Genomic DNA, 12,829 nt, shown 5'->3' on the forward strand with positions numbered 1-12,829 from the left:
CGGCTGTCGCGGTCCGCCGCCGTACTGTGGAGGCATGGCTGATCAGGTGCTGGTGACCTTGGACGGCGTGGTGCACGACCCGGAGGTTCCGCTCCTGCACGCCGACGACCTGGCCGCGGTGCGCGGCGACGGCGTCTTCGAGACGGTACTGGTTCGGGACGGTGTCGCCCGCACGGTCGAGCTGCACCTGGCGCGGCTCGCCAATTCGGCGGCGGCACTGGACCTGGCGCGGCCCGACCTCGATGCCTGGCGATCGGCGATCGCGGTGGCCGTCGCCGAGTGGGACGCCGAGCGTGAGGGTGCGATGCGGTTGGTGCTCAGCCGCGGCCGTGAGTCCGGCGGCGAGCCGACCGCGTACCTGACCATCGGACCGCTCGCGGATCGGGTGGAGTCCGCACGCCGTGACGGGATTTCGGTGTGCACGCTGGAGCGGGGATTCTCGGCGGATGTCGCCGCGGTGGCGCCGTGGCTGCTGCTCGGTGCGAAGACGCTGTCCTACGCGACGAACATGGCGGCCCTGCGGCACGCCCACTCCACCGGTTTCGACGACGTGATCTTCACCAGCAGTGAGGGTCTGGTGCTCGAGGGTCCGCGTTCCACGGTCCTGATTTCCCGGGGGCGCACGCTGATCACCCCGCCGGTCGAGCACGGCATTCTGCCGGGCACCACGCAGCAGGCGCTCTTCGAAGTGGCGGGGTCGCGCCGGTTCCGGTGCGAGACGGCGGCGCTGCGGCCGGTCGATCTGATTGCCGCGGACGGTATCTGGTTGCTGTCGAGCGTGACGCTCGCGGCGCGGGTGCACACGCTCGACGGGCTCACGCTCCCGGAGCCGGAGATCGCCGAGGAGCTGGCCGGGCTGGTCGATCTCGCTGTGGACACGGTCGGCGTCGAGGAGGACGCGGCGTGACGTCGTTGTGAGTCGCGGCACGGTTGCTACCGGAGAGTAGGCGAACGGGAGATTGTTTACTACTGTCCGTCGTAGACGAAGGGCTGCGGTCTGGTGCCGCGGGGGTTACCTTCTGAACCGGGACTTCTGGCGTCAGCCCACGTCCGAAATCCCGGCAAGCGAAGTCCCACGGGCCCTGTACCGGGAGTAGCCATGGACGCACTGGATGTCTCGCGATGGCAGTTCGGCATCACGACGGTCTACCACTTCATTCTCGTTCCGCTGACCATCGGTCTCGCACCGCTGATCGCGATCATGCAGACGATGTGGGTGGTCACGAAGAAGGACCACTGGTACCGGCTGACGAAATTCTTCGGGAAGCTCTTCCTGATCAACTTCGCCCTCGGCGTCGCGACCGGCATCGTGCAGGAATTCCAGTTCGGCATGAACTGGAGCGAGTACTCCCGCTTCGTCGGTGACGTCTTCGGCGCCCCGCTCGCGCTCGAGGGCCTGGTGGCGTTCTTCCTGGAGTCCACCTTCCTCGGCCTCTGGATCTTCGGCTGGGGCCGCCTGCCGAAACTCGTTCACCTGGCCACCATCTGGCTGGTCGCGATCGGCGTGAACGCCTCCGCGTACTTCATCATCTCGGCCAACTCCTTCATGCAGCACCCGGTCGGGGCGATCTACAACGAGGAGACCGGCCGCGCCGAGCTGACCAGCATCTGGACGTTGCTCACCAACAACACTGCACTGGCAGCGTTCCCGCACGTCGTCGCCGGCGCGCTACTGACCGCGGCCACCTTCGTCGCCGGTATCGCGGGCTGGTGGATGGTCCGGAACATGCGCCGCGCCAAGACGGCCGCCCCGGCCGAAGCCGAGCGGATGGAGTCCGAGGCGCGCACCATGTTCCGGCCCGCCGCCCGGCTCGGCATGCTGGTCATGATCATCTCCGGCATCGGGCTGTTCATCACCGGCGACATCCAGGCCAAACTGATGTTCGAGCAGCAGCCGATGAAGATGGCATCCGCGGAATCGTTGTGCCATACCGAGACCGACCCGAAGTTCTCGATCCTCACCGTGGGCACCCACAACAACTGTGACGGCGTCACCCGTGTCCTCGAGGTGCCCTACGTCCTGCCGTTCCTCGCGGAGGGACAGTTCACCGGCGTCACCCTGCAGGGCGTCGAGGACCTGCAGGTGCAGTACGAGGAGCAGTTCGGTCCCGGCAACTACCGGCCCAACCTGTTCGTCACCTACTGGTCGTTCCGCGCGATGATCGGTCTCGCCGCCGGTTCCGCCGCCCTGGCGCTGGCCGGACTGTGGGTCACCCGCGGAGGCCGTGTCCCGGACCAGAAGTGGTACTCGTGGCTGAGCCTGATCGCGATCCCGACACCGTTCCTCGCGAACAGTGCAGGCTGGATCTTCACCGAGATGGGCCGTCAGCCGTGGGTGGTGCACCCGAACCCCACCGGCGTCGACATGATCCGGCTGACCGTCGACCAGGGCGTCTCCAACCACGCACCGGCCACGGTGTGGACCTCGCTGATCGTGTTCACGCTCCTCTACGCGGCGCTCGGCGTGGTGTGGTTCTGGCTGATCCGCCGCTACACGATCGAGGGGCCGCTGCCGCACGACGCGCACCCACCGGGCGAAGGCCCCGAGCCGGATGACACCGGCAAGCCCGAGCAACTGTCGTTCGCGTACTAGGAGAGCCGACATGGGACTTCAGGAACTCTGGTTCATCCTCATCGCGGTGCTGTTCGTCGGCTACTTCGTGCTGGAGGGTTTCGACTTCGGCGTCGGCATGCTGATGCCGGTCCTCGGCCGCAGCAAGAACGGGTCCGCCGACAACGACACCCGACGCCGTGTCGTGCTCAACACGATCGGCCCCGTCTGGGACGGCAACGAGGTGTGGCTGCTCACCGCCGGCGGCGCCCTGTTCGCCGCGTTCCCCGAGTGGTACGCGACGTTGTTCTCCGGCTTCTACCTGCCGCTGCTGCTGATCCTCGTGGCACTGATCGTGCGCGTCTGCGCGATCGAGTACCGCGGCAAGATCGACGATGCGACGTGGCGGTCGAGGTGGGACTGGGGCATCATCCTCGGCTCCTGGGTGCCGGCGATCCTGTGGGGCGTCGCGTTCGCGAACATCGTCCGCGGCGTCGCGATCGACGAGAACCGTCAGGTGGTCTCCGGGTTCTTCGACCTGCTCAACCCGTACGCACTGCTCGGCGGCGTCACCACCGCACTGGTCTTCGCGCTGCACGGCGCGGTGTTCATCGCACTCAAGACCGCGGACGAGGTCCGCGAGGACGCGGTGAAACTGGCGGCCCGGCTGTCGATCCCGGCGGTCGTCGTCGCCGGCGTGTTCGTGCTCTGGACCCAGCTGGCCTACGGCAAGGGCTGGACCTGGATCCTGGTCGGCATCGCGGCAGCCGCCCTGCTCGGGGTCGTGGGCCTGACCGCGGTCGCCCGCGAGGGCTGGGCGTTCGCCCTGACCTGCATCGCGGTGATCGCCACGGTGGCACTGCTGTTCGCCAGCCTGTACCCGAACGTGATGCCGTCGACGATCTCCGACGCGTACAGCCTCACCATCCACAACGCCTCGTCGAGCCCCTACACGCTCAAGGTGATGACCTGGGCGGCCGCGATCGTCACCCCGGTGGTGCTGATCTACCAGGGCTGGACGTACTGGGTGTTCCGGCAGCGGATCTCGACCAAGCACATCCCGCCGTCCATCGGGCTGCCGATCAGAAACCGCTAGATGACGATCGACACACCGGCCGCGCCTGCACCGATTACCCCGTCTGGACCGGACACTCGCAGGCGCGGTCCGGTCGATCCACGGCTGTGGCGTTACTCGCGGTCCGCGCGCGGGTATCTGCTTCTGACGGTGGCACTTGCGCTGGTGATCGCCGCGGCGGTGATCGTCTCGGCGGTCATGATCGGCACCGTGCTCGCCGGGGTGATCACCGATCCCGGTGCCCGCACCGTCGGTCACTGGTCCGGGGAACTCGCCGTCCTCGCAGGCGCGGTGGTGGTGCGCACCCTGGCCACGTGGGTGCAGGCGCGCTACGCACACCGGTCCGCGTCCCGGGTGATCGGGGAGCTGCGGGGCGAGGTGCTCGCCGCGGCGACCGCACGCCCGCCGCGCGAGCTGGACCCTCTGCGGAACGAGACGGCGACCGTCCTCACCCGAGGCATCGAGGGCCTGCGCGCCTATCTGACCGGCTATCTGCCTGCGTTGCTGCTCGCGGTCACCGTCACCCCGCTGACACTGCTCGTCATCCTGTTCACCGACCTGACCTCGGCGGTGATCGTGGTGATCACCCTGCCGCTGATCCCGGTCTTCATGATCCTGATCGGCCTGCTCACCAAGGGCAAGGCGGCCGCATCGCTGCGGACCATGACCATACTGTCGGCGCAGCTGCTCGACCTGATCGCGGGACTGCCGACGCTGCGGGCCCTGGGACGCGAACGCGGACCGGCGGCTCGGGTACGCGAGCTGGGCGACGAGCACCGGCGCACCGCGATGGCCTCGCTGCGAATCGCGTTCCTGTCCTCGATGGTTCTCGAGCTCCTGGCGACGCTGTCGGTGGCGTTGATCGCCGTCAGCATCGGCCTGCGGCTGGTGTTCGGCGAGATGGGCCTGCGTGCCGGGGTGATCGCACTCGTGCTCGCGCCGGAGGTGTACCTGCCGCTGCGTACCGTCGGTGCGCAGTTCCACGCCGCCGAGGACGGAATGGCCGCCGCGGACAAGGCATTCGGTGTGCTGGACGACCGGGCGGATTCGACGGTGACGGGTGGAACGGCGGTACCGGCAGGCCCGGTCACGCTGCACGGTGTCGGAATGCGCAGCCGGGTCGGCTGGGCCCCGCGCGGTGTGGACCTGTCCGTCGAACCCGGGCGGGTGACCGCACTGACCGGGCCGAACGGAGCCGGGAAGTCGACCGTGCTGCAGGCGATCCTCGGGCTGGCCGACCCCGACGAGGGGCGGGTGCTGGTCGGCGGCACCGATGTTCGCGACCTCGACCTGCGTCGGTGGTGGCGGTCGGTGGCGTGGCTGCCGCAGCATCCCGTGCTGATCCCCGGCACCCTCCGCGAGAACCTGGACCTCACCGGGCCCGTCACCGTGGATCCTCAGGACCTGGAGAAGGCCTGCACCGCAACCGGGTTCGACGAGGTGTTGCGCGATCTCCCCGCCGGCTGGGAGACGGCGGTCGGCGTCGGCGGGACCGGGCTCTCGCTCGGCCAGCGGCAACGCCTCGCGCTGACCCGGGTGCTGCTGACCGACAGCCCGCTCGTCCTGCTGGACGAACCGACCGCACACCTGGACCCGGAGACCGAACAGCGGGTCCTCGCGGCGATCCGCGGCCTGGCCGCGTCCGGGCGGGGCGTGCTGCTCATCGGGCACCGGGCGCCGGTCCTGGCGGCCGCGGACAGCGTGGTCACGGTCGGGGCGTCGAAGTGAGCAGAGGTGTCGAAGTGAGTGGCGTCGAAGTGAGTGGCGCCGGGGTGGGCCGGGATCCGTTGCGGCGTGCGCTGCCCCTGCTTGAGCTGAGCCCGCGGCGGGTGGTGCTGGCGGTCGCGGCCGGTGTCGCGACCCTGGGCAGCGCGCTGGCCCTCGCTGCCCTGTCGGCCTGGTTGATCACCCGCGCCTGGCAGATGCCGCCGGTCCTCGACCTGACGGTGGCCGTTGTCGCCGTTCGGGCCCTGGGAATCTCGCGCGGGTTGTTCCGGTACCTGGAGCGCCTCGCCACCCACGACGCCGCGCTGCGCGGCACCGTGTCCGCCCGGGAGAACCTCTACCGCCGGCTCGCCACCGGTGATCCGGCCGCGCCGGCCGGGTTGCGGCGCGGCGACCTGCTCGCCCGCACCGGCGCCGACGTCGATGCCCTCGGTGACGTGGTGATCCGCGCGCTCGTGCCGATGGCCGTTGCGCTGGTGCTGTCGGTGGCGGCGGTCGTCGGGTTGGCGCTGATCTCGCCCGCGGCGGCAATGGTGCTCGCGATCGCCCTCGTCGTTGCCGGGGTGCTGGCCCCGATGTTGTCGGCGCGGGCCGCCCGGATGGCCGAGACGGCCGGATCCGAGGCGACGGCGCGCTACTCGGAGACGGCGGTGCTCGCCCTCGACCACGCCGCCGAACTCCGAGTCGCGGGCCGCCTCGACGAGGTGGTCCGGCGGGCAGACGGATACGACGACGAGGCCGTGCGGGCCACCGACCGGGCCGCGGCGCCGTCCGCGTTCGCGGCCGCGGCGACGCCGCTCGCGGTCGGCGCGAGCGTGCTCGGTGCGCTCCTCATCGGCATCACCCTGTACGGGCCCGACGGTGGCACCGTGGGAGCGATGACCCCGATGGCCCTCGGCATCCTGGTGCTGCTGCCGTTGTCGGCGTTCGAGGCCACCGCGGCGCTGCCTGCTGCCGCCGTGGCCCTGACCCGCGGCCGAGTGGCGTCCGCCCGGATCATGGACCTGCTGGACCGGTCCGGGGACGAAGCGGCGGCAGGCACAGCCGAGGTCCGGCCCCCGGTGCGGCTGCGGGCCTCCGGGTTGCGCTCCGGCTGGCCCGGTTCGGCGGGGTCGGACCGCCCGGTCGACCTGGATCTGCAGCCGGGATCGCGGACCGTGGTCGTCGGGCCGTCCGGGGCGGGGAAGACCACCCTGCTGATGACCCTGGCCGGGTTGCTGCCGCCGGTTGCAGGCACGGTGACGGTGAACGGCACCCCGATCGCCGACACGGACCCGCAGTTGCTGCGCCGGGAGGTCGGATTCTTCGCCGAGGACGCGCACCTGTTCGACACGTCGCTGCTGGAGAACCTGCGGGTGGCCCGCGGCGACCTCGACGAACAGCGGGCACTGGAGGTGCTCGATGCGGTCGGCCTGGGGGAGTGGGTGGCGACGCTGCCGGACGGTGTCCACACCGCACTGGAGGCGGGAGGTCGGTCCGTCTCGGGTGGTCAGCGCCGCCGGATCCTCCTGGCCCGGGCTCTGATCTCGCCTGCCCGGGTGCTGCTCCTCGACGAGCCGACCGAGCACCTCGACGCCGCCGCCGGGGCGGACGTCCTTCGTCGCCTGCTGGACCGCTCCGGTGGTCTGGTCGACCCGGGCCGCACCGTGGTCGTGGTGACCCACCACCTGCCCGCCGGCACCCGGGAGGACCGGGTCCTCGTGGTCGGGACGGGGCGTGATCGATTCGATACCGAATCAGAGGAGGTCGAAACCAACCGGTGACATGAATTGCGCCGAGAGGTCACGGCGGCCTGGCATAGTGGGCCGTCGCGTTGCTCGGTCACACGTCCATACGACTCTGGGAGTTGTTGATGGGTACGATGATTCGCAAGCTTGTCGCCGGCGCCGGGGTCACCCTCCTCGCGGTCGCCGCCTCGATCACGGGGGCCGCGGCCGTGTCCGCCCTCCCGGTGTACCCGGCCTCCGATCCCGACCCGTTCTTCAGCGCGCCACCGGATGTCGCCGAACACCAGCCCGGCGACGTCCTCAAGATCCGTCAGATGCCACCCAACCTGTACTTTCCGGGCAGTCAGGTGTGGGAATTGCTCTTCCGTACAACGGATTCCGAAGGCAAGCCGATCGCGGCGAACACGACGTTCCTGATGCCGCCGAACCACGTGCCGGACAGTCCGCTGGTGTCGTACCAGCACATCATCAACGCGCTCGGACACAAGTGCAAGATCGCGACCGAGCTGTACACCACCGACCCGCTCACCCAGATCCGCGAGGCGCCGGGCCTGAACATCGCGCTCGCCCGGGGCTGGGCGGTGGCGCTGCCCGACCACCTGGGGCCCCGAATGGCATACGGGGCAGCGAAACTCGGTGGCCAAGTCACCCTCGACGGGATCCGTGCCGTCAAGAAGATCCCCGAACTGCAGGTGACGAACAGTCCCGTCGGGCTCGGCGGCTACTCCGGCGGCGGAATGGCGACATCGTGGGCGGCGGCGCTGGCCCCGACCTACGCCCCGGAGTTGAACATCGTCGGCGCGGCCGAGGGTGGGGCGCCGATGAACATCGCGAAGATGGCGACCGCACTGGGCACGAACCCGCATCCGGCGTTCGGTCTGGCGATGGCCGCGGCACTCGGGCTCGAACGCGAGTACCCGGACCGGATGAACGTCACCGACCAGCTCAACGACAACGGCCGCTGGCTGCTGTCGATGATCAAGAACGGCTGCACCAACGAAATCATGTTCTGGGGAATCGGCCGCGCCGCCAGCCAGATGACCGACAACGTCAACTTCATGGACGACCCGTCCGCGTGGAAGGTGATGGAGGAGAACAGCCTCGAGCTGTACCCGGGCATTCCGACCGTCCCGATCTTCGAGTGGCACAGCCCGACCGACACCCTCGTGCCCGTCGACGCGATCGAGAACACCATGCGCCGATACTGCGGGGCCGGAGTTCCGGTGCAGACGCTGCTGACCCCGAGCCCCGATCACCTGTCCGCCGCGGTGCTCGGCCTGCCTCAGGCGCTGGACTGGCTCGACGCCCGGTTCCGCGGCGACCCGGCCCCCTCGACCTGCTGAGTTCGCCACCCGAATAATCCGTTGCTCATGTTTCGGGACGGGCGTACGTTCGGCGGTACACGAGGAAGGAGGTGGTCTGAAGTTGAAGAACTACAGGACGCGTGAGGTGGCTGTCCGCTAGCCGACGATGCTGAAGGGTTTCACCAACCGCATCCGCGGCCGGCGAATCCCAGCAGTCACCCGGCCCCCGAGTCCCCGACCCAGTCCGGTCGGGATCCCACGACGACAAGCGTCCATCGTGGGACATGGCTCGGGGGTCGTTCTGCGTGTGGTGTCAGCCGATGTAGCGGGACAGGCGCGCGGAGAGGTGGGGCTTGAGGTCACCGTCGGCGAGGACACGTTCCTCGACGTAGGCGAGGTCGCCGCCTTCGACGATGCCGTACAGCCGCTTCGCGCCGCCGACCACGGCGCCGTGCTTGCTGCGGATCACGACGTCGGTGGCGAGTTCCCAGCTCGACTGGGTCAGCGCGGTGCCGTAGTACAACTCCACGACGCCGGATGCGTGGGTGAGCAGCAGTTCGACGGTTTCCTCGTCGACGCTGCCGGGAATGCCGTCGCCACCGACCCGCCAGTATCCGCTCTCGCGCAGACCCGGCCGGACGTAGTTGCCGTCGGCGTCGAGCACCCACGACTGGGACTCCCAGTGCAGGTAGTTGCCGCCGTCGTGGGACACGACAATCTGCTGACCGAAGGGGTAGTCGCCGGTCTCGGGATCGTGCCCCTCGCCCTCACCGCGCCACACGCCGACCAGCGGCAGCACCGCGAGCAGCTCCGGGTTCAGTTCCGGGCCGAGTCGCAGGTTCGCGGTGTCCTCGGGCAGCGGCAGTCCGGGTAGGACCGGGATGTTCAGTCCGGCGGTGTCCTTGGCGCGTTCGATCGCGTCGGCCACGGCACGATCGCCGCTGCCTCGATTGATCGACGGAGCGGGGGACTCGTCCTGGGGGCCGGCGGTGTCGTCGGCACCGTCGCCGGGCTGGTTCACGACTTGTCGGTGACCAGTCGGTACACGACGTAGAGCGAGAACCAGGCAATGAGAATGGCTGCGAGAACCAGCAGCACCTCGAAGAAGATGACCACGAGGACAGTGTAGACGGAGGCCTCGGCACCGGTGACGGCGGGATGCCGTCGCGCCGGACCGCCCAGCGGACGACGGCGGCCCCGCACCTACGTGAGGTGCGGGGCCGCGATGTGCATGGCGGCTGTGCCACTGGTGGCCGACGCCGGGTGTGCCTACTTGCTGACGGTGATGTCCACGTTGTGGATGCCGTTGGCCTCGGGGCTGATGGTGCTGTCGCCGTTGCCGGTGCTCGACAGGGCCCGCACGGTCCACGTGCCGGGCGCGGCGAAGAACCGGAAGTCGCCGGTGCCGGACGCCACGACCTCGGCGGTGAACTCACCGGTGCCGTCGAGCAGGCGGACGAACGCGCCGCCGACCGGCTGACCGTCCGTGGCCAGCACGCGGCCGGTGATCACGGTCTCCTTCGACGCGTCGACGCCGGCGGGCAGGGTCTGACCCTGAACAGGTGCTCCACACATGATTCTTACGCTCCCAGTTCGATCGGTGCACCGACGAGCGAGCCGTACTCGACCCAGCTGCCGTCGTAGTTCTTGACGTTCTGCTTGCCGAGGATCTCCTGCAGCACGAACCAGGTGTGGCTCGACCGCTCGCCGATGCGGCAGTACGCGATGGTCTCGCGGCTGTCGTCGAAGCCCTTGTCGGCGTACAGCTTGGTGAGGTCCTCGTCGGACTTGAAGGTGCCGTCCTCGTTGGCGGTGGTGCTCCACGGGATGTTGATGGCACCGGGGACGTGGCCGCGCTGCTGCGCCTGCTCTTGCGGCAGGTGCGCCGGGGCGAGGATCTTGCCGGCGAACTCGTCGGGGGAGCGGACGTCGACCAGGTTCTTCGACCCGATCGCGCCGATGACCTCGTCGCGGAAGGCGCGGATCGAGGTGTCGGCCTCCTCGGCCTTGTAGTCGGTGGCCGGGCGGACGACCTCGGCGGCCGACAGCGGGCGGCCGTCGAGCTCCCACTTCTTGCGGCCACCGTCGATGAGCTTGACGTCCTTGTGGCCGTAGATCTTGAAGTACCAGTACGCGTAGGCGGCGAACCAGTTGTTGTTGCCGCCGTACAGGATCACGGTGTCGTCGTTGGCGACACCCTTCGCGGACAGCAGCGCCGAGAACTGCTCCCGGTCGAGGAAGTCGCGACGGACCCCGTCCTGGAGGTCCTTGCGCCAGTCGAGGCGGATGGCGCCCTCGATGTGGCCGATGTCGTACGCCGAGGTGTCTTCGTCGACCTCGATGAACACCGTCTTCGGCGCATCGAGGTTCTGCTCGGCCCAGTCGACAGAGACCAGAACGTCGGAGCGTGCCATGGGTTTCCTTTCGGTACTTGAACTGTGTGGAACGGGTGGGGTGCGGCTAGGCCGCGATCGGGGTCGACCTGCGGAAGCGGGCCACGAGCGGGTAGATCTGGCAGCCGAGGCAGAAGCCGACGGCGGCGTTGAGCAGGGCCGCGAACAGCGCGAACCCGGTGGCGACGGTGCCGAGCAGGGGCAGACCGGTGAGGAAGCCGACGACGCCGACGCTCGCGAAGATGCCGCCGACGAGCTGGGCGAACTTCAGCGGCGCGACCGGCTCGCGTTCGGTGACCGGCCCCAGTCGCGGGGCGACGACCTGTGCGAACAGGCGGCCGTACGGGCTGCGGCGCGGCCCGAGGGCGGCCCCGATCGCGAACACGACGGCCTGCACGGCGAGCAGCAGTCCGGCGGCGATCGGGGAGAAGGTGGACACCAGCAGTACGACGATCAGTACCGCGGTGGTGATCCAGGCCGCGAACCGGGGTCCGCGGACGTCGACCTGCAGGTCGGGGGCGACACCGGCCGAGACGGGTGTCGTGGTGTGGCTGGGCATGACGTGGTGCTCCTGCGTTCATGCGCCGTGGACAGCTGGAATCCAGGGCACGGAGATGTCGGATCGATCACGGGCTCGAGCCGGTCAGGCCGGGGTGAGCCGAGGGAGCGTGAGGATCAACAGCAGGGACAGCAACAACCGCCGAGGCGGCACAGATCTACTGCGCGGCGTCGGGTGAGCAGCAGCTCCTGGGCGGTGTGCACGTCGGCGAGCTTACCGGTTTTCGCTGGGATTTGAACCCTTCGGTTCGCACAGGGGGACCAGCGCGGTCTCGAGGTCTGCCGTGGTCGGCACCCCCGACACCCGGAAGCGCTGTTCACCGTCACGGTCGAAGATGAACGTCGTCGGCAGCGACAGCACGCCGAGTTCGCGTGCCAGGACGGGGTTTTCGTCGATGTCGAGTTCGAGGTCGAGCGGCCGCGGCGTGCCGGGCTCGAGCCGGCCGTCGAGGGCGGTGAGGGTCTGCGCGACCACTCGGCGCACCGCCGCGCAGGGTCCGCACCAGTCGGCGGAGAAGTGCACGACCGTCGGACCTGCACCGGGCCCCCCGACCTCGGCGAGCAGCGCCCGCCGGGTGTCGGTGGGCGCCGCGGACGTCCCGGTGGCGCGCACCTTCCCGGACCGCGCGTTCAGGGCGACTGCCGCGACACCCGCCGCGACCAGCACCACCACGAGCACCACGATCCCGGTCACGGCGCCATCATCTCGTCGAGGTTGATCACCACGTTTTCTCCCGACCCTTCGATCGCGACCTGCGACCCCTCCGCGTACACCTTCGTCGGCCGCACCCCGAACGGCAGCTGCCGGACGTCGACCTGCCTGCTGAACAGGCCGAGCACCACCGGTTTCAGCGGCCCGGGCACGGTGAAGTCGGCGTTGCCCTCCGGCCCGAAGTACAGGTCCGTGGCGACGATCGTGACGTTGTCGCCGTCGAGGCGGAGGTCGGCGGTCACGCTGACCGTCGCGCGCACCGGCCCCACGGGCACGGTGCCGGTGAGCACGATGCCGCCGCCGGTGCTCATTCCGGAGCCACCCGTGCCGCCGGTCCCGTCGGAACGGTCGGCGGGGGGAGCCGACACCTGGAGGTCGGGGATGCCGAGGTAGGCGCCGAGGCTGGTGGCCTCGATCTTCACGCGTCCGTCGAGGTGCTCGACGGGGATGGTGCGGACGGAACCGCCGAACAGGTCGGCCGCCTCGACCTGAACGCCGTGCAGGTCCGCCTCGACGGAGACGTCTCCGAGTTCGGCGCTCGGCACGCCCCGGGCCCGGATCTCGACGTGCTGGTAGCGGCCGGCCGCCACCTGCGTCAGGAACGGGAACCCGGTGATCGTGACGTCGGGGTCGGCGGTGAGGCCGGCGCCCTCGCGCAGGCTCCGGGACACCCGGAACTCCGAATACGCGGCGGCTCCGAAGTCGACGACCACGGCCAGGGCCAGCAGGCACGCCACGGCGAGAATCAGTTTGCGCACCCACACATTGTGACGGACCGGGATCC

At 69.6% G+C, this 12,829-nt stretch carries 12 protein-coding genes; 6 read left to right on the top strand and 6 right to left on the bottom strand.

All coding sequences use genetic code 11. The features are described from left to right. Positions 1-34 precede the first annotated feature (34 nt). The 6 genes from ACWEPG_RS26140 to ACWEPG_RS26165 all read left to right on the top strand — a co-directional run bounded on the left by ACWEPG_RS26140 (position 35) and on the right by ACWEPG_RS26165 (position 8,421). Complete coding sequence (locus tag ACWEPG_RS26140) at positions 35-907, top strand: aminodeoxychorismate lyase (protein WP_450115350.1); 873 nt, start codon at positions 35-37, stop codon at positions 905-907. 192 nt (positions 908-1,099) lie between these two features. Beyond that, the gene (locus ACWEPG_RS26145) at positions 1,100-2,593 is read left to right on the top strand and encodes a cytochrome ubiquinol oxidase subunit I (protein ID WP_450115349.1); all 1,494 of its coding nucleotides are present in this window, start codon (positions 1,100-1,102) and stop codon (positions 2,591-2,593) included. 10 nt (positions 2,594-2,603) lie between these two features. Continuing rightward, entirely contained in the window at positions 2,604-3,647 is a 1,044-nt protein-coding gene (gene cydB, locus ACWEPG_RS26150) for a cytochrome d ubiquinol oxidase subunit II (RefSeq protein ID WP_450115348.1), read from the top strand. Next, entirely contained in the window at positions 3,648-5,354 is a 1,707-nt protein-coding gene (gene cydD, locus ACWEPG_RS26155; RefSeq protein ID WP_450115347.1) for a thiol reductant ABC exporter subunit CydD, read from the top strand. It begins immediately after the preceding gene. Between the two features lie 44 nt (positions 5,355-5,398). Further along, positions 5,399-7,114 carry a thiol reductant ABC exporter subunit CydC gene (gene cydC, locus ACWEPG_RS26160; RefSeq protein WP_450115405.1) on the top strand — a complete coding sequence of 572 codons (1,716 nt, stop codon included), beginning with the start codon at positions 5,399-5,401 and terminating at the stop codon, positions 7,112-7,114. Between the two features lie 89 nt (positions 7,115-7,203). Further along, entirely contained in the window at positions 7,204-8,421 is a 1,218-nt protein-coding gene (locus ACWEPG_RS26165; protein WP_450115346.1) for a lipase family protein, read from the top strand. Between the two features lie 274 nt (positions 8,422-8,695). Here ACWEPG_RS26165 and ACWEPG_RS26170 read toward each other — a convergent pair whose 3' ends face one another. From ACWEPG_RS26170 to ACWEPG_RS26195, 6 genes are all read right to left on the bottom strand, one after another. Then, positions 8,696-9,337 carry an FABP family protein gene (locus tag ACWEPG_RS26170; protein WP_450115404.1) on the bottom strand — a complete coding sequence of 214 codons (642 nt, stop codon included), beginning with the start codon at positions 9,335-9,337 and terminating at the stop codon, positions 8,696-8,698. 314 nt (positions 9,338-9,651) lie between these two features. Continuing rightward, a complete protein-coding gene (locus ACWEPG_RS26175) occupies positions 9,652-9,957 on the bottom strand; it encodes a DUF1416 domain-containing protein (RefSeq protein WP_450115345.1) in 306 nt (101 codons plus the stop codon). Positions 9,958-9,962: 5 nt separating this feature from the next. Further along, entirely contained in the window at positions 9,963-10,796 is an 834-nt protein-coding gene (locus ACWEPG_RS26180) for a sulfurtransferase (RefSeq protein ID WP_450115344.1), read from the bottom strand. A 46-nt stretch (positions 10,797-10,842) separates the two neighbouring features. Further along, a complete protein-coding gene (locus ACWEPG_RS26185; protein ID WP_452595709.1) occupies positions 10,843-11,334 on the bottom strand; it encodes a DUF4395 domain-containing protein in 492 nt (163 codons plus the stop codon). A 213-nt stretch (positions 11,335-11,547) separates the two neighbouring features. Beyond that, a complete protein-coding gene (locus tag ACWEPG_RS26190; RefSeq protein WP_452595710.1) occupies positions 11,548-12,027 on the bottom strand; it encodes a thioredoxin family protein in 480 nt (159 codons plus the stop codon). Beyond that, entirely contained in the window at positions 12,024-12,803 is a 780-nt protein-coding gene (locus ACWEPG_RS26195; RefSeq protein ID WP_450115341.1) for an LmeA family phospholipid-binding protein, read from the bottom strand. The genes ACWEPG_RS26190 and ACWEPG_RS26195 overlap by 4 nt, the downstream gene beginning before the upstream one ends. Positions 12,804-12,829 lie beyond the last annotated feature (26 nt).

The organism is Rhodococcus sp. NPDC004095 (assembly GCF_053604015.1).

Excerpts from the sequence above, each read along its gene's own strand:
- ACWEPG_RS26140 (WP_450115350.1), top strand. The coding sequence starts at position 35 with ATGGCTGATCAGGTGCTGGTGACCTTGGACGGCGTGGTGCACGACCCG.
- ACWEPG_RS26145 (WP_450115349.1), top strand. The coding sequence starts at position 1,100 with ATGGACGCACTGGATGTCTCGCGATGGCAGTTCGGCATCACGACGGTC.
- cydB (WP_450115348.1), top strand. The coding sequence starts at position 2,604 with ATGGGACTTCAGGAACTCTGGTTCATCCTCATCGCGGTGCTGTTCGTC.
- cydD (WP_450115347.1), top strand. The coding sequence starts at position 3,648 with ATGACGATCGACACACCGGCCGCGCCTGCACCGATTACCCCGTCTGGA.
- ACWEPG_RS26165 (WP_450115346.1), top strand. The coding sequence starts at position 7,204 with ATGGGTACGATGATTCGCAAGCTTGTCGCCGGCGCCGGGGTCACCCTC.
- ACWEPG_RS26175 (WP_450115345.1), bottom strand. The coding sequence starts at position 9,957 with ATGTGTGGAGCACCTGTTCAGGGTCAGACCCTGCCCGCCGGCGTCGAC.
- ACWEPG_RS26180 (WP_450115344.1), bottom strand. The coding sequence starts at position 10,796 with ATGGCACGCTCCGACGTTCTGGTCTCTGTCGACTGGGCCGAGCAGAAC.
- ACWEPG_RS26185 (WP_452595709.1), bottom strand. The coding sequence starts at position 11,334 with ATGCCCAGCCACACCACGACACCCGTCTCGGCCGGTGTCGCCCCCGAC.